This window comes from Streptomyces sp. NBC_01006 (assembly GCF_045162725.1).
Lineage (GTDB): Bacteria > Actinomycetota > Actinomycetes > Streptomycetales > Streptomycetaceae > Streptomyces.
This window is the reverse complement of sequence record NZ_CP108700.1, coordinates 6,234,869-6,253,951: the sequence shown is the minus strand read 5'-3', so window position 1 is coordinate 6,253,951 and position 19,083 is coordinate 6,234,869. Positions and strand designations below refer to the sequence as shown.

Below are 19,083 nucleotides of genomic sequence, written 5' to 3'. Positions count from 1 at the left end.
CCTCCCCGCTCCCCCGCCGAGGCCGGCCCATGCCCGCGACGCCCCGCGTCGTCTCATGTCGCCCCATGGCGCCCCGGTGCGGACGTCACGGAAGAGAAGGCCCTTGAAACGACACAGACGACGGCCGTCGGCCGTCGCCGTGCTGCTCACCACGGCGATGGCCCTGATGGCGCCGCTCGCGGTGCCCGCCCAGGCGGCGCCGCCCGCTCCGGCCGCTGCCACCGGGCAGAGCCCGTCGGCACCGGTCGCCGACCAGCACCCCACCGCCGTCCCGCCCGGCGACCGGGCCAAGGTGGTCGGCGGTGCCTCGGACCGGGCATGGACCACGTCCGGGGACGCCTCCGGTTTCCACGTGCTGGTCGCCGACGCGAAGGCCGGCTACCCCTGGAAGACCGCGGCCACCCTCGCCGAGCCGGGATTCGACACCGACACCTGGATCGGCAACGCGTGCGTCACCGCCTCCGGCGAGCGCGCGGTCGTGGCGTACGCGCCCCGTACGTTCACCAACAAGCCGGAGCTGATGACGCGCGGCGCGTTCACGGCCGTGGTCGAGCTGACCACCGGCAAGGTGACGAAGCTGCCGGTGCAGGCCTCCCTGTCGTACTTCTCTCCCGGCTGCGGCGAGGGCGAGACGGCGGTGCTCTCCCAGTTCAGTGACGACGGGGCGAAGGAGAATGCCACCCGGCTGATCACCGTCGACGCGAAGGCCGGCCGCACGTCGGCCCCGCTGAAGCTGACCGGCCAGGTCACGTCCGCGATCCCCTACGGCGGCGGCGAGATCGTCGCGGCCGAGGGCCCGCAGCTGGTCCGTATCGGTAAGGAAGGCGGCCGGCGTCCGATAGCCGAGGCGGACCGGGTCCCGTTCCAGATCACCCGGGACGCGGCCGGCGGCATCACCTTCCTGGACGGACCCGGCGGGCCGGACGCGGGCCCGAAGGCGGTCGGCAAGGTCAAGCACGTCGACGCCGCCGCGGTCCGCTCGGCCGGGAACGGCAAGGCCGAACCGCGGCTGGTCGCCTCCGGGCAGCTCGACGCCCTGGACGTGGCCGGGTCGCCCTCCGGCGAGGTCTTCGTCACCGGCAGGGCCGAGAGCAAGGGCAAGCTGCCCGCGCACGTGCACAACCCCGGCGGCCTCGTCAAGGGCGCGGTGATGAGCGCCCGCGGGCAGTCGGCGGTCACCAGCCGCTGGGCCCACAGCCAGGACGGCAGCCCGGTCCGGGCCGAAGAGGCCGCCACCGAGCGCACCGTCGTCAACCAGGTCAAGGTGCTCGGCACCGGCAAGAGCGTCGAGCTGGAGGCCACTCCCGGCGCCGAGGCCGTGGCCCCGGCCCGGCTCGCCGACGGGCGGGCCCCCTCGCCCGCCCTGCGCTCCGCGGCCGGGCCGGCCGGCGCTCCCCAGGGGCCGATCGCCCCGCAGAGCGCGCGGAAGACCCCGTTCGCGGCCGCCGCCGTCTCCGGCGCCGCGGCGGCGGCCGCCCCCTCGCCGCACGACCCCGTCGAGGCGGAGCGCACCTGCGCCGTACCGCGCGGGGACGTGCGCAAGCAGGCCTTCCAGCCCACGCCCCGCCAGGTCGAGTGGGCCGTGGACCAGGCCGTGATCATGGGCCTGAACCAGCACGTCAACCGGCCGCCCAACTGGAAGGGCACGGGCATGGCGGGCTACAACCCGCAGCTCCTCTTCCCGCTGCGGGTGCTGAGCGGCGACCCCAACGGCCATGTCGACAAGGCCGACGAGTGGCACATCCCGGCGCAGATCCTGCTGGGCGTCACCGCTCAGGAATCCAACATGTGGCAGGCCGGCCGGTACGTCGTCCCGGGTGCCACGGGCAATCCGCTGATCGGCAACTACTACGGCATCGACTACGCGCCCAACGGCGCCCAGGGTGATCCGTGGGCGGTCAACTGGTCCAAGGCCGACTGCGGTTACGGCATCACGCAGATCACCGACGGGATGCGCCTGCCCGGTCACGACCAGCCCACCATGTCGACCGTGCAGCAGGAGGCCGCGGCCCTCGACTACACGGCGAACATCGCCGCCGGCGCCGACAAGCTCGCCGAGAAGTGGAACCAGACTCGCGACGCCGGTCTGACCGTCAACAACGGCAAGCCGCAGTACATCGAGAACTGGGCCTTCGCCCTGTGGGCGTACAACGCGGGCTTCTACCCGCAGGCCGACGCGGCGAAGAACAGCGGCACGTGGGGAGTCGGCTGGACCAACAACCCGGCCAACCCGCTGTGGAAGGCCAACCGCACCCCCTTCCTGGAGTCGCCCAACTTCACGGACGACTACTCCCAGGCTTCCCACCCGCAGGACTGGCCGTACCAGGAGAAGGTGATGGGCTGGGCGGCCCGGCCGCTCTCGGCGATGTTCAAGCCCGGCACGATGGGGGTCGCGTACCGCCAGGCCTGGTGGTCGGACCCGACCTTCCGGACCGGCGGTCTGCACCCGCCGGAGGGCCTGTTCTGCAACTCCTCCAACGAGTGCGACCCCGCCAAGATCGGCCCGAACGACAAGAACGAGCCGGGGCTCGGCGCCTGCACCCGCGCGGACCTGCACTGCTGGTACCACCAGCCGGTGAAGTACGTGGACTGCGACCGGGGCCAGTGCGGCCAGGCGATACACCGGTTCGACGCCACCTACCCGGAGCAGCCGGACGAGGACTCCTCCTATCCGCCGCGGTGCAGCAGCGGTCTGCCGGCCGGTTCGCTGATCGTCGACGACCTCCCGAACGGCACCCGGCCGGCCGGATCGGACGCCCGCAGTTGCGGCGCGGTCGCCTCGGCGGGGACCTTCGGCTTCGACTTCACCCTGTGGAACGGCACGTATCCCGGGAAGATCGACATGCACCAGATCGGCGGCGGCTACGGCGGCCACTTCTGGTTCTCGCACACCCGTGACACGGCCGACAAGGACGGCGGCCGGCTGCTGACCACCGGTACGTGGACGCTGGGCCAGAACATCGGCGGCAGTGGCTGGGCCCGGGTGATGGTGCACATGCCGGACCACGGCGCGCAGACCCGGCAGGCCAAGTACACGGTGTACGGGACGGATTCGACCAGCCCCGTACGGGTGGTGCCGCAGCGCACCCGGGAGAACCGCTGGGTGGACCTGGGCGCGTTCCACTTCACCGGCACCCCGAAGGTCTCGCTGAGCACGCACGCCGACGGCGGCAACGGCACGGAGGACGTGGCCTGGGACGCGGCGGCCTTCCAGCCGCTGCCCGGCAAGCCCGCCAACTCCGTCGTCGCCCTCGGCGACTCGTATTCCTCCGGCGAGGGCGCGTCCGTCTCCGGCGGAGCCGACTACTACAAGGAGACCAATTACCGGGACATCGCGAACGGCGCCACCCGCGACGCCTGCCACCGCTCCACGAAGGCCTGGTCCCGGCAGGCCGCTCTGCCCGGCTCCGCCACCTCGATCGGCGCGCTCGCCGATGCCCGCGACCCGTCGATGGACTACCACCTGATCGCCTGCTCCGGCGCCCGGACGTACAACGTCCTCAGCAAGGCGGACGGCGGCGGCAAGACGGAGTACGGCGAACTCCCCCAGCTGGACCAGGGCTACCTCGACCAGAACACCACGCTGGTGACCATCTCCATCGGCGGCAACGACACGCTCTTCACGCCCATCTTCTTCTCGTGCCTGGTCACCTCCGAGTTCTGCCAGGCCGATTCGATCGACGACGTCGACGTCAACGGAGACAAGACGGGCAAGAAGACGGGACCACTGTCGGCCTACGTCCCCGACCGCATCAAGAACCTGGTGCGCCCTCAGATCGTGAAGACCCTGAAGGCCATCCAGGCGCGGGCGCCACAGGCCAGGATCGTGCTGATGGGCTACCCGCCGCTGCTGGAGAAGGACGGGAACTGCCTCGCGACGATCAGCACGCTGGAGGGCCCCTGGCTGAACTCCGTCGGCGAGACCCTGCTCCAGGAGATGGCCGGGGCGGCCAAGGACGCGCAGGGCCAGGGGGTCAAGGTGTGGTTCTCGAACCCCAAGGAGGCCTTCAAGGGCCAGGCCGTCTGCGGATCGCCCGAGACGGTCCACGGCGTCGTCACGGACCTGGTCGAGAGCGACACCGGGATGCTCCTCGACACCAACGTGATCAAGGTCGGTACCTCGGCCCAGTCGTTCCACCCGAAGATCGCCGGCGCCCGGCACTACGCCGATGCGCTCGAACAGACCCTGCGCACCATGCAGTGACCTGCCGATGAACGGCCGTCCCGTGCCGTCCCACGGTCCCGTGGGACGGCACGGGACGTCGGGACGGCCTGTCGGCTTGTCCCGGCGCCTTTCAATTCCTAGCGTTCACCTGCGACTTCTCGATGAAACGGATTCACATGACCACGCCGACGGCACGACCGCTGCTCCGCCGACGCACCCTGCTGGCCGGGGCGCTGTCCCTGGGGGCGGCACTGACCGCGCTGGGCACGGCGGCCGGACGGGCGCGGGCCGCCGACGGCCCGCCGGTGTCCGGCTGCGAGGCCTGGGGCGCGCGGGCGCCGAAGAGCCCGGTGAAGGTGCTGGCGGCCCGGCCGCAGAAGATCATCGTGCACCACACGGCGACCGCCAACGTGGCCGAGTACGGGCAGGACCGCGCCTTCGCGCTGGCCCGCGCGATGCAGACGTACCAGATGGACACGGAGGGCTGGATCGACACCGGGCAGCACTTCACCGTCAGCCGGGGCGCGTTCGTCACCGAGGGCCGGCACGGGAGCCTGGCCGCGCTGGACAGCGGTGCGCAGATCGTCGAGGCCGCGCACTGCACCGGCCAGAACACGGTGGCCATCGGCATCGAGAACGAGGGCACGTACACCACCGAAGAGCCCCGCGCCGATCAGTACGCGGCGCTCGTCGGCCTCTGCGCCCGCATCTGCCTCCAGTACGGGCTCCAGCCGTACCAGATCTACGGGCACCGGGACTTCAACAACACCCAGTGCCCCGGCGACCGCCTCTACGCCCTGCTGCCGCAGCTGCGCGCGGACGTGGCGGCCCGGACCGGCGGCGACGCGACGGCTCCGGTGTGGCCGCTGCTGCGTACGGGCGACGTGAACGAGCGCGTTCGCGTCCTGCAGTGCCTGCTGGTCCAGCGCGGGGCGGCCATCACGCCGGACGGCTCCTTCGGGCCGGCGACCGAGGGCGCGCTGCGCGCGTTCCAGAAGCAGATCGGGGCCGGCATCGACGGGGTCGCGGGGAACCAGACCTGGAACCAGTTGTGCGCGCCGGTGGCGCAGGGCGCGGCCGGGGAGGCGGTGAAGGCGGTGCAGAGCCGGCTGGCGGCCCTCGGTTTCCCGACGACGGCGGACGGGATGTTCGGGCCCGGTACCGCGGCCCGGGTGGCGGCGTTCCAGAGTGCGCGCGCGCTGCCGCAGGACGGCGTCGTGGACGCGCGGACCTGGAGCCGGCTGCTCGCCTGACGTCCGTACCGGCAGGTACGGCGAGAACCCTGTATTGACCTGCACCCCCCGGGAGTTCGCTCCCGGGGGGCACAGTCATGAGCACGCCACTTTGTGGCTGATACTGTTCCCCGCGGCCTAAGGCCGGGGGGACGGAATTGAGCACGAAATGGGGGGACTCACCTGATGGCAGGGGGATCAGGGACGGCCGGCGGCGGGGACGCTCCGAGAGCCGACCTCTTCGCCGAAATGCGCCGGATCAAGGACGCATCGCAGCTGAGCTACAACCGCTTGGCGGACAAAACGCACTACAGCCGCTCCTCCTGGGAGCGTTTCCTCAACGGCAAGCAGGTGCCGACCCGTATCGCGGTCGAGGAGTTCGCGGCTGCGGCCGGGGCGGATCCCGAGCCGCTGCTCGCACTGCTCGAACTGGCCGTCGTACGCGACGAGGCGCCGGCGGAGGAGGCCGCGGTCCGGACTGCGGAACGCCCGGGGCCGGCACCTTCGGCCTCCCCGGTGGCGACACCGGGTGCGCCGGAATCGGAAGAAGGCACTGCGGTACAGCGGTTCGCCTGGCCCCGGATCCTGCGCACGGCGGCCGGTGTCCTGGCGGGCGCTCTGCTGGGCAGCCTGCTGACGGTCTTCCTCATCGAACCGGCCGGCGCGGGCACCGCCCAGGGCCCCACCGCCGGGGCGACGGGCTCGCCCGCCGCAACTCCCGCGCAGACCCGCCCGAGCGGGCCGGTCAAGGTCGGCTGCAAGAGCGACACCTGCATGCGCCGTGAGCCGCAGGCGGAGGACTGCCAGTGGGACGCGATCACGGTGCGCCAGACCTTCTTGCGCGGCATGAGCATCCAACTGCGCTACAGCGAGGCCTGTCAGGCGGTGTGGGGGCGGGTCGAGAACGGCAACATCGGGGACACGGTCATGATCAAGGACAAGCGCAGTTCGTCCGACGAGGCCACGATCCGGATGGAACACGACACCTACACGCGGATGCTGGCCGTCACCCCGGACGCGACGTGGGAGACCATCACGATCTGCGGGGCGATTCCCAGCCAGAAGGAGCAGGAGTGCTCCCCGCTGGGTGCGATCAAACCCTGACCCGGTCACGGGACGCTTCGGGGAGGGGCGGGCACCGGTGCTGCCGGCTCACGGCAGCACCGGCCCGCTCACCTGGATACTGACGGGGGGGTCAGTGGCCGCCGCCACCGCCTCCGCCGCCACCGTTGCCTCCTCCGCCACCGCCGTTGCCGCCACCACCGCCGCCGTAGCCGCCGCCACCGCCATCGCCGCCACCACTGCCACCGCCGCCGTAGCCTCCGCCACCGCCATCGCCGCCACCGCCGCCGTCGTGGCCGCGGCCGGATCCGTTGTCGCTCCAGCCGTTGTCGTGGCCGCCGTTCCAGTTGTTGTCGTTGCGGTTGTCATGGTTGGAGCGGCTGTCGTTCCAACGGCCGTTGTTCCAGTTGTCGTTCCAGTTGGCGTTGTCGTGACGGCCGTTGTTCCACGAGTCGTTGTCCCAGCACCAGCTCGGGCGGTCGTTCCAGTTGCTCCAGCGGGAGGAGTCGCAGCAGTCGCGCCAGTTGTTGTTCCCGCGCCAGTCGCCGGAGCACCATCCCGAGTTGTTCTGCTGGGTCTGGGGAAGACCCGCGGCAACCGCCCCGCCGACAGGCATCAGGCCGAGCGCGAGGCCCGCGGCTCCTGCCACGACCGTCGCGGTGATCACACGGCGCATGACCATGCACCTCCGTGGATTGAGACATTCCTTACAAAAAGGTCATTTCAACCCTCACCCCTCTCTGCTCCGCTGTCAAAACCACCTGGTCAGCGATCCGGCAACTCGGATTGGGCCGTTCCGACTACGGCGATACCGTCCAGTTCGACCAGCGCGGGCTCGTCCCAGAGCCGGACGACCCCGATGACCGCCATGGCCGGGTAGTCGCGCCCGGCCAGACGGCGCCAGATGCGGCCGAGTTCGGGCGCATGGATGCGGTACGCCTCCACGTCGACCGTGTACACGGTCACCCGGGCCAGGTCCGCCGGGGCGCCCCCGGACGCGGCGAGGGCCGTCAGGAGGTTGCCCAGGGCGCGCTCGAACTGCTCGGGCAGGGTGTCCCCCACCACCTTGCCCTCGGCGTCGAGCGCGGTCTGGCCCGCCAGGAAGACCAGCCGGGAGCCGCTGGCGGCCACGGCGTGGGAGAAACCCGCCGGCGGGGAGAGCTCCGCCGGATTGATCCGCTCGACACTCACCGGTAGAGCTCCTTCGCGATGATCGTGCGCTGCACCTCGCTGGCGCCCTCGTAGATCCTCGGGGCCCGGACCTCCCGGTACAGGTGTTCCAGCAGGTGGCCGCGCTGGAGGGCGACGGCCCCGTGCAGCTGGACCGCGTGGTCCACCACGTACTGGGCCGTCTCCGTCGCGAGCAGTTTCGCCATCGCCGACCGGCGGGGGACGTCCGGCGAGCCGGCGTCGTACGCCCCCGCCGCCGCGTAGACCAGGAGCCGGGCGGCCTCGGTACGGGTGGCCATCTCGGCCACCCGGTGGCCCACCGCCTGGAGGTCGCCCAGTACCCCGCCGAACGCGCGCCGCGCCGCCGTGTACGCCAGGGTCGCGTCCAGGGCGGCCCGGGCCATTCCCACGGCGAAGGCGCCCACGCTCGGCCGGAACCGGTTCAGGGTGTCCATCGCCACCCGGAACCCCCGCCCGGGCTCGCCGAGCAGGTCCTGCGGGCCGACCGGGACCCCGTCGAAGGACAGCCGGCCGATCGGATGCGGGGAGAGCATGTCCAGGGGCTCGCCCGAGAGCCCCGGGCGGTCGGCCGGGACCAGGAAGGCGGTGACCCCCTTGGCGGCCGGGCCCTCGCCCGTGCGGGCGAACACCGTGTAGAAGTCCGCCTCGGGGGCGTTGGAGATCCAGCATTTCTCGCCGCTGAGCCGCCAGCCGCCGCCCCCACCCCCGCCCCCGTCCGCGCCCCGGTACGCGTCCGCGTCCGCCTTGCTCCCGGGGTCCCGTACGGCCTCCAGCGCCAGCGCCGCCGCGTCCGAGCCCGCCCCCGGCTCGCTCAGCGCGAAGGCCGCCACCGCCCGCCCGGCCCGTACCTCCGGCAGCCAGCGCGCCCGCTGCTCCGGTGTGCCCGAGCTGAGCACCGGATGGGCCCCGAGGCCTTGCAGGGCCAGGGCCGTCTCCGCCTCCGTGCACCCGTACGCGAGGGATTCGCGCAGCAGGCACAGTTCCAGCGCCCCCGAGGTGAAGACCCGCTCCAGCAGGCCCAGCTCGCCCAGCGCCGCGAGCAGCGGGCGGTTGACCCTTCCCGGCTCCCCCTTGTCGGCCAGCGGCCGCAGCCGGTCCGCCGCCAGTGCGCGCAATTGCCCGCACCACTCCTCTTGTTCCGCCCCGAGCGCGAATCCGTTCATCCGAACATCCCCGGTTCTATCGCGTCCTGTTGACTGCCGTCACCATCACGATACGCTCAGAGCGCACCCGTACGGCCTGCTCCGCCACTTCGGTCCCCCACCCGGGGAGCCGCTGTCGTTGCAAGGGGGCGAACCCGCCTTGGAGCTCAAGCCTTCCGCCCACGCCGACACCTTCGCGCGCGACCATCTGCCGCCGCCGCACGCCTGGCCGCGGCTCCTCTTCGAGCTCCCCGAACTGGCCTACCCGGACCGGCTCAACTGCGGCGCCGAGCTGCTCGACGCCACCATCGACCGGTTCGGGCCCGACCGCCCCGCCTTCCGCAGCGCCGCCGGCGAGGTGTGGTCGTACGGCGGGCTGCGGGGGCGCGTGGACCGCATCGCCCACGTGCTCACGTCCGACCTCGGCGTGGTCCCGGGGAACCGGGTGCTCCTGCGCGGCCCCACCGGCCCCTGGCTCGCCGCCTGCTGGCTGGCGGTGATGAAGGCGGGCGCGGTGGCCGTGACCGTACTCGCCCAGCAGCGGACGCAGGAGCTGGCCACGGTCTGCGCGATGGCCCGGGTGCAGCACGCGCTGTGCCACGTGGGCGTGCTGGACGACCTGGCCAAGGCCGAGGTGCCCGGCCTGCGGATCACCCCGTACGGCGGTGAGGGGGCGGACGATCTGCTGCGGCTGGCCGACCGGCACCCGGCCCCGTTCCCCGCCGTCGAGACCTCCGCCGACGACGTGGCGCTGATCGCCTTCACCTCGGGCACCACCGGCCGGCCCAAGGGCTGCATGCACTTCCACCGCGATCTGCTCTCCGTCGCCGACACCTTCTCCCGCAGCGTCCTGCGCCCCCGCCCCGACGACGTCTTCGCGGGCAGTCCGCCGCTCGGCTTCACCTTCGGCCTCGGCGGCCTGGTCGTCTTCCCGCTGCGCGCGGGCGCCTCCGCGCTGCTGCTCGACCAGGCGGTCCCGCGCCGGCTGCTGCCCGCCCTCGCCGAGCACCGGGTCACCGTGCTGTTCACCGCGCCCACCGCGTACCGGACGATGCTGGACGAGCTGGGCCCCTACGACGTGGGCACCTACGACCTGTCCGCGCTGCGCCGCTGCGTCTCGGCGGGCGAGAACCTCCCGGCGGCCACCTGGCAGGCCTGGTACGAGCGCACCGGACTGCGGATCATCAACGGCATCGGCGCCACCGAGCTGCTGCACATCTTCATCTCGGCGGCCGACGAGGACATCCGCCCCGGGACGACCGGCCGCGTGGTGCCGGGCTGGCAGGCCCGGGTGGTGGACGCCTCCGGCCGGCCGGTCGCGGACAACGAGCCCGGGCTGCTGGCCGTACGCGGCCCGGTGGGCTGCCGGTATCTGGCGGATCCGCGGCAGGAGGAGTACGTACGGGACGGCTGGAACCTGACCGGGGACACCTACGTCCGCGATCCGGAGGGCTACTTCCGGTACGTCGCCCGGGCCGACGACATGATCGTCTCGGCCGGCTACAACATCGCGGGCCCGGAGGTGGAGGAAGCCCTGATGCGCCACCCGGACGTGGTGGAGGCCGCGGTGGTGGGCCGCCCGGACGAGCGACGCGGGCAGATCGTGGTGGCGTACGCCGTCGCGCGGGCGGGCGCGACGCTGGCCGAGGAGGATCTGCGCGCGTTCATGCGGGCGGAGCTGGCCCCGTACAAGTGCCCGCGCGCCTTCGTCTTCCTCCCGGCCCTCCCCCGGACGGCGACCGGGAAACTGCAGCGGTTCCGGCTGCGCGATGAAGGGGGCGTCGTGCCGGTCAGCCCGGATCAGGGAGCGGCGTCTGGCGCCGCGGATCGCAAGGCCGAGGAGGGAGTCGCCGCGGTGGGGGCACCTCCCAGCGGTAGCTGGGGGACGTCGGCGACCGACGAGAACGCCGCGAGGCGCGGCGCCAGACGCCGCGAGCCCGGGCCGACCGGCACGACGCCCCCTACAGTAGGCCCGTGGTCGAGCAGCACACCCCGCGATCCCTGATCGTCACGTTCTACGGCGCCTACGGGCGGGCCTTCGAGGGTCCGGTCCCGGTGTCCGCGCTGGTCCGCCTGCTGGGCGCGGCCGGGGTGGACGCCCCGTCGGTCCGCTCGTCGGTGTCCCGGCTGAAGCGGCGCGGCTTCCTGCTGCCCGCGCGCGCCGCGGACGGCTCGGCGGGGTACGAGCTCTCCGCGGAGGCCCGGCAGCTGCTGGACGACGGCGACCGGCGGATCTACGGGGAGCGCGGTGCCCACCCGGCGGGGGAATGGCTGCTGGCGGTGTTCTCCGTACCGGAGCAGGAGCGGAACAAGCGGCACCTGCTGCGCTCGCGCCTCGCCCGCCTCGGCTTCGGGGCGGTGGCTCCGGGGGTGTGGATCGCGCCGGCCCACCTGTACGAGGAGACCGGGCACACCCTGGACCGGCTGCACCTGACGGCGTACGTGGAGCTGTTCCGCGGCGGCCACCTCGGCTTCGCCCCGACCGCCGAGGCGGTGGCCCGGTGGTGGGACCTGACCTCGCTGGCCAAGCAGCACGAGGAGTTCCTCGATCTGCACGAGCCGGTGCTGCGCGCCCTGCAGTCGGGCCCGGCCCCCACCGCGGAGGAGGCCTACCGCGGCTACCTGCTCGCCCTGGACACCTGGCGGCGCCTCCCGTACGCCGACCCGGGACTGCCGCGGGAGCTGCTGCCCGCGGACTGGCCGGGCGACCGCGCGGCGGCGGTCTTCACCGAACTGCACGACCGGCTGCGGGACATCGGGGAGGGGTTCGTGGAACCGTAGGCGACGGGTGCCGCGTCACGAGGTGGTGTGACACATCGTGATCTTCCTCCGCCGCCACCGCTCCCGACCCCGCGGCGGCCTTCGTACCCGCCGCAGCCCCAGCCCCAGCCGCAGACCTGGTACCAGACGCCCGTGACACCGCCCGGGCGGACGGCCGCCCGCCTGCAGCTGGCCGGAGCGGCGCTGGTGGGTGCCGTGGCCGGGTTCACGGCCTCCAGGCTCGCCGCCAACGCCCGCGCGTACTGCGACGCGGGCTGGGAGGCGGGCGGGAAGTTCGAGTTGAACTTCGAGATGCTGTTCCTCGTACCGGGCTGCGCGCTGCTCGCGCTGGTCCTCGCCCTGCTCACCCGCCGCCTGCCCTTGTCGGTGCGGGCCGTGCCGATCCTGGCCGCCTTGGCCGCGGTGGTGGTCTGGTACTTCGCGGTCACGGGCACCCTGGACGGCTACCCCGGGCATTCGGGGCTGTGCGGGCCCGACAACGTGCCGCCGTGGTGGCCGGCCTGGCTGCCCTCGTAAAAGCCGGTGCGCGGGGAAACGATCCGGCGCCATCATGAGCCATGACGTGGACGTTCACCCATGACCTGGCGGCCTATCGGGCCGCGGCGGGGCCGGCCGTGGCCGCCGAGCCCGTCGCCAACACCATCCTGCTGACCGTGCTCGACGCGCTGGAGCGGCGCGGCACGGGCGCCTACGGATCCGCCGAGCCCTTCTTCGGCTGGTGGACCGGGGCCGACGGGGGCGTCGCCGGCGCCCTGCTCCGCACCCCGCCGTACCCGCTGCTGATCGGGGCCCTGCCCGGACAGGCCGTGCGCGAGCTGGGGGCCGCGCTCGCCACCGAGCCGCTGCTCGCCGGGGTCGACGTGCTGAACGCCCGGCGCCGCGACGCGCAGGCGCTGGCCGCGGCCTGGGGCAGGCCGAGCGAGGTCACCGAGGAGAACCGGCTGTACCGGCTCGCCGGACTGCTCGCCCCGGACCCCGCCCCGGCCGGGCGGGCCCGGACCGCCACCGCGGCCGACCTGCCGCTGCTGCTGGACTGGGCCGGGGCCTTCAAGCGGGAGACCGGGCAGCCGGGCGGCCCCTCCGAAGCCTTCCTGCGCGACCGGCTCTCGTACGGGGGCATGCTGCTCTGGGAGGACGCCGGCATGCCGGTGTCGATGGCCGGGTTCTTCCGCGCGATCGGCTCGGCCTCCCGCATCGGCCCGGTCTACACCCCGCCGGAGCTGCGCGGCCGCGGGTACGCGGCCGGGGTCACGCACGCGGTCAGCGAGGCGGCGTACGCGGCCGGCGCCTCGCAGGTGCTGCTCTTCACGGACCTGGCCGACCCGACCAGCAACGGCGTCTACCAGCGCCTCGGCTATACCCCGGTGGAGGACCGCATCGAGGTGGCCGCGCTGTGAGCCTCACTCAGCCGCGCCCGGTCGGGGGTTTGCGGCTGCCGGCGCGGTAGGGAGCGGGCCAGGGCGCGGCCGGGCCCTCGTAGGACTGGTCGGCGGCCGCGTGCAGGGTCCAGTGCGGGTCGTACAGGTGGGGGCGGCCGACGGCGCAGAGGTCGGCGCGGCCGGCCAGCAGCAGGGAGTTCACGTCGTCCCAGGAGGAGACGGCGCCGACGGCGATGACCGGGACGCCCAGCGCGCCCCGGATCCGGTCCGCGTACGGGGTCTGGTACGAGCGCCCGTACTCGGGGCGCTCGTCCGCCACCACCTGGCCGGTCGACACGTCGATGGCGTCGGCGCCGTGCGCGGCGAAGGCGGCCGCGATGTCCACCGCGTCCTGGGCGGAAGTGCCGCCGGGGGCCCAGTCGGTGGCCGAGATGCGCACGGTCATCGGCCGGTCGGCGGGCCAGACGGCGCGGACCGCGTCGAAGACCTCCAGCGGGAAGCGGAGCCGGTTCTCCAGGGGCCCGCCGTAGGCGTCCGAACGGTGGTTGGTGAGCGGGGACAGGAAGCCGGACAGCAGGTAGCCGTGGGCGCAGTGCAGTTCCAGCAGGTCGAAGCCGCAGCCGGCGGCCCGTACGGCGGCGGCCGCGAAATCGGAGCGGATCGACGCGAGGTCCGCCGCCGTCAGCGCGCGCGGGACGGCCGAGACGCCCGGCCGGTAGGGCAGTTCGGAGGCGGCGACCAGCGGCCAGTTGCCCTCCGGGAGGGGGTCGTCCATGCCCTCCCACATCCGCCGCGTCGAGCCCTTTCGACCCGAGTGGCCGAGCTGGACGCCGAGCGCGGTGCCGGGCGCGGAGGTGTGCACGAAGTCCGCGATCCGGGTCCAGGCCGCCGCCTGCTCGGCCGTGTACAGGCCGGTGCAGCCGGGGGTGATCCGGCCCTCCGGGGACACGCAGACCATCTCGGTCATCACCAGGGCGGCTCCGCCGAGGGCCCGCGCGCCCAGGTGCACCAGGTGGAAGTCCCCCGGCATCCCGTCGTCGTCCTGCGCGCAGTACATGTCCATCGGGGAGACCACCACCCGGTTGCGCAGGGTCAGCCCGCGCAGTTTCAGCGGTGTGAACATCGGCGGGGTGTGCTCGTCCGGGCAGCCGAAGTCCCGCTCCACGGCCCGGGTGAACCGCTCGTCGCGCAGCCGCAGGTTGTCGTGGGTCACCCGGCGGCTGCGGGTGAGCAGGTTGAAGGCGAACTGCCGGGCGGGCTGGTCCACGTACCCGGCGATCTCCTCGAACCACCGCATGCTGGCGGCGGCGGCCCGCTGGGTCGAGGCCACCGCCGGGCGCCGGGCGGCCTCGTACGCGGCGAGGGCGGCGGGTACGTCCGGCTCCGCCTCCATCGCTTCGGCGAGTGCGAGGGCGTCCTCCACCGCCAGCTTGGTGCCCGAGCCGATGGAGAAGTGCGCGGTGTGCGCCGCGTCGCCGAGCAGGACGACGTTGCCGTGCGACCACCGCTCGTTGACGACCGTACGGAACTCGGTCCACGCCGAGCGGTTGCCGTGCAGCGGGCGCCCGCGCAGGGCCTCGCCGAAGATCTTGGCGCAGCGGGCGGCCGATTCGGCCTCGTCGCACAGGTCGAAACCGGCGGCCCGCCACACCGTCTCGTGCATCTCCACGATCACGGTGGAGGCGTCCGCGGAGTACGGATACGCGTGCAGCTGCATGACCCCGTGCTCGGTCTCCGCGATCTCGAAGCGGAACGCGTCGAAGGCGAAGTCGGCGGCGAGCCAGATGTACCGGCAGTGCCCGCTCGTCAGCGTCGGGCGGAAGTGCGCGGCGCCGCTCTGGCGGGTCGCGCTGTGCACCCCGTCGGCCGCGACGACCAGGTCGTACGAGGCCGCCAGGACCGCGGCGGGCGGCGCCGGGGTGCGGAAGCGGAGCCTGACCCCGAGTCCGGCGCAGCGCTCGTGGAGGATCTCCAGCAGCCTGCGCCGGCCGAGGGCGGCGAAGCCGTGGCCGCCGGAGGTCAGCAGCCGCCCCCGGTGCACGATGTCGATGTCGTCCCAGCGCACGAACTCGGCGCCGAGGGCGGCGTAGACCGCGGTGTCGGCCTGTTCGATGCCGCCCAGGGTCTCGTCGGAGAGCACCACGCCGAAGCCGAAGGTGTCCTCGGGGGCGCCCCGCTCCCAGACCTCGGCCGTGTGGCCCTGGCGGGCCAGCAGCGCGGCGGCGTACAGGCCCCCGGGCCCGCCGCCGACGACGGCGACCCGCAATGCGCTGCCTGCCGGCATGGCGCTACCTGCCCTTCCACTCCGGGGGCCGCTTCGTGGTGAAGGCGGCGTGGAACTCGGCGTAGTCCTGGCCGTTCATCAGCAGGGCCTGGGTATTGGCGTCGAGCTCGACCGACGCGGCCAGCGGCATGTCGAGTTCGGCGGTCAGCAGTGCCTTGGTCTGCGCGTACGCGAGGGCCGGGCCGGCGGCGAGGTGCGCGGCGAGTTCGGCGGCCCGCAGGCCGGCCTTGCCCTCCTCGGTGACCTCGCTGAGCAGGCCGATGCGCTCGGCCTCCGGCGCGCGTACGGGCTCTCCGAGCATCAGCAGCCGGGTGGCGTGGCCGAGGCCGACGACGCGGGGCAGCAGGTACGCGGCGCCCATGTCCCCGCCGGAGAGGCCGACGCGGGTGAAGAGGAACGCGAAGCGGGCGGTGGGGTCGGCGATCCGGAAGTCCGCGGCGAGGGCGAGGACGGCGCCGGCGCCGGCGGCGACCCCGTGCACGGCCGCGATGACCGGGAAGGGGCATTCGCGGATGGCCCGCACCACCTGGCCGGTCATCCGGTTGAAGTCGAGGAGCTGGGCCGTGTCCATGGCGAGGGTGGCGCCGATGATCTCGTCGACGTCCCCGCCGGAGCAGAAGCCGCGCCCCTCGCCGCCGAGGACGAGGGCGCGTACGGTCCGCTCGCGGGAGAGCTCGGCGAGCAGGTCGCGCAGGTCGGCGTAGGCGCCGAAGGTGAGGGCGTTGAGTTTCTCGGGGCGGTCGAGGGTGACGGTGGCCACGCCGTCCTGCCGGGTCACCCGCAGGTGGCGCCACCGTTCGGTCGCTGCTGTGGAACCGATGAAGGGGCTCACACGATCGACGGTATCACTGCATCGTGACTGCCGTCACAGAAACGCGACACATGGGTGAGGGGTGCCCTGCGGGATCGAAACGGCACTCCGTATCGTTGAAAGTGGAAGTTCCCCCTCCGCCGCTCGCCCCGCCCCACGTCCCCCACGCCCACCTCGCCCCTGCTACCGGAACGGACGGTCCCGCATGCCCGACGTCTCCGCCTGGCGGATCCCGCTGCCCCGCACGACGGCCGCGGTGCCGCTGGCCCGCGCCCTCGTCCGTACGGCGCTCACCGACACCCCCGTCGTGCACGCCGACAGCGATACGGCGGAGCTGCTGACCGCGGAGCTGGTCGCCAATGCCGTGGAGCACACCGCCGGGGAGGCCCCGATCGAGCTGGTCGTGGAGCTGTTGGCGAACGGCTGCCAGGTCGAGGTCCACGACGGCGATCCGCGACCGCCCGGCACTCTCGGCGCGGTCGGCGCCCCGGCCGCCCGCGCGGACACCCTGTTCCCCGACCCGTGGCAGGAGCACGGCCGCGGGCTGCCACTGATCCGCGCCCTGAGCTCGGCCTGCGGCCACCGCCCGACGGCGGACGGGAAGGCCGTCTGGTTCACCCTGGCCGCGCGGCCCGCATGACTATGCGGGACTAACCTGCGACCGGTCCGGCGAGGGTCGCGACGAGCACGGCCTTGATGGTGTGCAGCCGGTTCTCGGCCTCGTCGAAGACGACGGAGTGCGCGGATTCGAACACCTCCTCCGTCACCTCCAGCGAGTCCAGCCCGTGCCGCTCGTGGATCTCCCGGCCGACCTTGGTGCCCAGGTCGTGGAAGGCCGGCAGACAGTGCAGGAACTTCACGTCCGGGTTGCCGCTCGCGCGCAGCACGTCCATCGTGACGGCGTACGGGGCCAGGGCGGCGATCCGCTCGTCCCAGACCTCCTTGGGCTCGCCCATGGAGACCCACACGTCGGTGGCGACGAAGTCCGCCTGGGCCACCCCTCCGGCGACCTCCTCCGTCAGCGTGATCCGGGCCCCGCTGGCGGCCGCGAGCTCGCGCGCCTGCGACACCACGGACTCGGCCGGCCAGTAGGCCTTCGGCGCGACGATGCGTACGTCCATGCCGAGCAGCGCGCCGGTGACCAGGTACGAGTTCCCCATGTTGAAGCGGGCGTCCCCGAGGTAGGCGAAGACGATGCGCTCCAGCGGCTTGGTGCAGTGCTCGGTCATGGTGAGCACGTCGGCCAGCATCTGAGTGGGGTGCCAGTCGTCGGTGAGGCCGTTGAACACCGGCACGCCGGAGTGGGCGGCGAGCGCCTCGACGGCCTCCTGGCTGTCGCCCCGGTACTCGATGCCGTCGAACATCCGGCCCAGCACCCGCGCCGTGTCCTTGACCGACTCCTTGTGGCCGATCTGGGAGCTGGCCGGGTCGAGGTAGGTGGTGTGCGCACCCTGGTCGGCGGCGGCGACCTCGAACGCACAGCGGGTGCGCGTCGAGGTCTTCTCGAAGATCAGCGCGATGTTCCTGCCCTGGAGGCGGCGCTGCTCGGCCCCGGCCTTCTTGGCCGCCTTGAGGTCGGCCGCGAGCTCGATCAGGCCGCGGAACTCGGCGGCGGAAAAATCGAGCTCCTTGAGGAAACTGCGGCCGACGAGGTCGGTGGCCATGGGGACACTCCAAGGGTCGCGCTGACAGGGGATGCTGGAAGTCTATACGATCCCCTGCATTGATATACAGAGGGTCTCAGACCGGATCCCGCTCCACCGGGCAGCTCATGCACCGCGGCCCGCCCCGCCCCCGCCCCAGCTCGCTGCCCGGGATCTCGATGACCTCGATGCCCTCTTTACGCAGGTGGGTGTTGGTCGTCACGTTCCGCTCGTACGCCACCACCACCCCCGGCTCCACGGCCAGCACGTTGCAGCCGTCGTCCCACTGCTCGCGCTCCGCCGCGTGCACGTCCTGCGTCGCGGTCAGCACCCGGATCGAGTCCAGCCCGAGCGCGGCGGCGATCGCCCGGTGCATGTGCTCCGGCGGGTGGTCGGTCACCTTCAGCTCCTGCAGGCCCTCCCCCGGCTCGATCGTGTAGGAGCGCAGCATGCCGAGGCCCGCGTACTGAGTGAACGTATCTCCGTCCACCATCGTCATCACCGTGTCCAGGTGCATGAAGGCCCGCCGCTTGGGCATGTCCAGCGCCACGATGGTGGTCGCCGACCCGGCCGCGAACAGCCCCCGCGCGAGCATCTCCACCGCCTGCGGCGTGGTCCGCTCGCTCATCCCGATCAGCACCGCGCCGTTGCCGATGACGAGGACGTCCCCGCCCTCGATGGTCGAGGGGTAGTCCGCCTGCCCCTGCGACCAGTAGTGGAAGGCGCCGGAGGAGGTGAAGAGCGGGTGGTGCTTGTAGATCGCCTCGAAGTGCACCGTCTCCCGCTGCCGGGCCGGCCAGCGCATGGCGTTGATGGACACCCCGTCGTAGATCCAGGCGGAGGTGTCCCGGGTGAACAGATGGTTCGGCAGCGGCCCCAGCAGGAAGTCGTCCAGCTCCATGGCGTGGAAACGGACCGACACCGGCTCCGCGTGCCGCTCCAGGTACTCGCGCTTGGTCATCCCGCCGACCAGCGCCTCGGCCAGCCCGGTCACCGGCAGCTGGTCGAAGACCGCGCGCAGGTGGTCGGTGGCGAGCGGACCGTACTCCTTCTCGTCGAACACCCGGTCCAGTACGAGGTGTCGGGCCTCCGGAATCTCCAGGGCCTCGCACAGCAGGTCGCCGAAGAGGTGCACCTCCACGCCGCGGTCGCGCAGGACGTCCGCGAAGCCGTCGTGCTCCTGGCGGGCCCGGCGCACCCACAGCACGTCGTCGAAGAGCAGCGCGTCCTTGTTGCTCGGCGTGAGCCGCTTCAGCTCCAGATCGGGCCGGTGGAGGATGACGCGGCGAAGCCGCCCGGTCTCGGAGTCGACATGGAATCCCATGGCATACACGTTCGCAGACCGGACGGCTTTTTGACGTGGCGTTCGCTCAGGAGACGCGGCGCAGCCGGC

The 19,083-nt window shown here is 72.8% G+C and carries 15 protein-coding genes; 8 read left to right on the top strand and 7 right to left on the bottom strand.

The window, feature by feature from the left end:
* The first annotated feature begins 103 nt into the window (after positions 1 to 103).
* From OG509_RS28550 to OG509_RS28540, 3 genes are all read left to right on the top strand, one after another.
* The gene (locus tag OG509_RS28550) at positions 104 to 4,204 is read left to right on the top strand and encodes a NocE (RefSeq protein ID WP_406185389.1); all 4,101 of its coding nucleotides are present in this window, start codon (positions 104 to 106) and stop codon (positions 4,202 to 4,204) included.
* Between the two features lie 137 nt (positions 4,205 to 4,341).
* Complete coding sequence (locus tag OG509_RS28545) at positions 4,342 to 5,418, top strand: N-acetylmuramoyl-L-alanine amidase (protein WP_406185388.1); 1,077 nt, start codon at positions 4,342 to 4,344, stop codon at positions 5,416 to 5,418.
* A 165-nt stretch (positions 5,419 to 5,583) separates the two neighbouring features.
* Complete coding sequence (locus OG509_RS28540) at positions 5,584 to 6,501, top strand: helix-turn-helix domain-containing protein (protein WP_406185387.1); 918 nt, start codon at positions 5,584 to 5,586, stop codon at positions 6,499 to 6,501.
* A gap of 91 nt (positions 6,502 to 6,592) precedes the next feature.
* On the opposite strand, the gene OG509_RS28535 is transcribed toward OG509_RS28540, so the two are convergent.
* The 3 genes from OG509_RS28535 to OG509_RS28525 all read right to left on the bottom strand — a co-directional run bounded on the left by OG509_RS28535 (position 6,593) and on the right by OG509_RS28525 (position 8,813).
* On the bottom strand, positions 6,593 to 7,135 hold the full coding sequence (locus OG509_RS28535; RefSeq protein WP_406185386.1) for a hypothetical protein: 543 nt from the start codon (positions 7,133 to 7,135) through the stop codon (positions 6,593 to 6,595).
* Between the two features lie 89 nt (positions 7,136 to 7,224).
* The gene (locus OG509_RS28530; protein ID WP_406185385.1) at positions 7,225 to 7,650 is read right to left on the bottom strand and encodes a RidA family protein; all 426 of its coding nucleotides are present in this window, start codon (positions 7,648 to 7,650) and stop codon (positions 7,225 to 7,227) included.
* Positions 7,647 to 8,813, bottom strand: coding sequence for an acyl-CoA dehydrogenase family protein (locus OG509_RS28525; protein WP_406185384.1), 1,167 nt, complete (start codon positions 8,811 to 8,813; stop codon positions 7,647 to 7,649). Before OG509_RS28525 ends, OG509_RS28530 begins: the two co-directional genes overlap by 4 nt.
* Positions 8,814 to 8,952: 139 nt before the next feature.
* Here OG509_RS28525 and OG509_RS28520 point away from each other — a divergent pair, with 139 nt between their 5' ends.
* From OG509_RS28520 to OG509_RS28505, 4 genes are all read left to right on the top strand, one after another.
* A complete protein-coding gene (locus tag OG509_RS28520; protein ID WP_406185383.1) occupies positions 8,953 to 10,797 on the top strand; it encodes an AMP-binding protein in 1,845 nt (614 codons plus the stop codon).
* Complete coding sequence (locus OG509_RS28515) at positions 10,767 to 11,573, top strand: PaaX family transcriptional regulator C-terminal domain-containing protein (RefSeq protein ID WP_406185382.1); 807 nt, start codon at positions 10,767 to 10,769, stop codon at positions 11,571 to 11,573. Before OG509_RS28520 ends, OG509_RS28515 begins: the two co-directional genes overlap by 31 nt.
* Positions 11,574 to 11,705: 132 nt before the next feature.
* Positions 11,706 to 12,089 (top strand): hypothetical protein, encoded by a 384-nt coding sequence (locus tag OG509_RS28510; protein ID WP_406185381.1) that lies wholly within the window; start codon positions 11,706 to 11,708, stop codon positions 12,087 to 12,089.
* Positions 12,090 to 12,130: 41 nt separating this feature from the next.
* Positions 12,131 to 12,970 carry a GNAT family N-acetyltransferase gene (locus tag OG509_RS28505; protein WP_406185380.1) on the top strand — a complete coding sequence of 280 codons (840 nt, stop codon included), beginning with the start codon at positions 12,131 to 12,133 and terminating at the stop codon, positions 12,968 to 12,970.
* Between the two features lie 7 nt (positions 12,971 to 12,977).
* Here the strand turns inward: OG509_RS28505 and OG509_RS28500 are convergent, their stop codons facing one another.
* Positions 12,978 to 15,236 carry a bifunctional salicylyl-CoA 5-hydroxylase/oxidoreductase gene (locus tag OG509_RS28500; protein WP_406185379.1) on the bottom strand — a complete coding sequence of 753 codons (2,259 nt, stop codon included), beginning with the start codon at positions 15,234 to 15,236 and terminating at the stop codon, positions 12,978 to 12,980.
* 4 nt (positions 15,237 to 15,240) lie between these two features.
* Positions 15,241 to 16,068 carry an enoyl-CoA hydratase family protein gene (locus OG509_RS28495; protein WP_406185378.1) on the bottom strand — a complete coding sequence of 276 codons (828 nt, stop codon included), beginning with the start codon at positions 16,066 to 16,068 and terminating at the stop codon, positions 15,241 to 15,243.
* A gap of 184 nt (positions 16,069 to 16,252) precedes the next feature.
* Here OG509_RS28495 and OG509_RS28490 point away from each other — a divergent pair, with 184 nt between their 5' ends.
* Positions 16,253 to 16,687, top strand: coding sequence for an ATP-binding protein (locus tag OG509_RS28490; protein ID WP_406185377.1), 435 nt, complete (start codon positions 16,253 to 16,255; stop codon positions 16,685 to 16,687).
* Positions 16,688 to 16,697: 10 nt separating this feature from the next.
* Here OG509_RS28490 and argF read toward each other — a convergent pair whose 3' ends face one another.
* Both argF and OG509_RS28480 read right to left on the bottom strand, forming a co-directional pair.
* Positions 16,698 to 17,711 (bottom strand): ornithine carbamoyltransferase, encoded by a 1,014-nt coding sequence (argF, locus tag OG509_RS28485; protein WP_406185376.1) that lies wholly within the window; start codon positions 17,709 to 17,711, stop codon positions 16,698 to 16,700.
* Between the two features lie 76 nt (positions 17,712 to 17,787).
* A complete protein-coding gene (locus OG509_RS28480; RefSeq protein WP_385582170.1) occupies positions 17,788 to 19,014 on the bottom strand; it encodes an arginine deiminase in 1,227 nt (408 codons plus the stop codon).
* Positions 19,015 to 19,083: the final 69 nt, after the last annotated feature.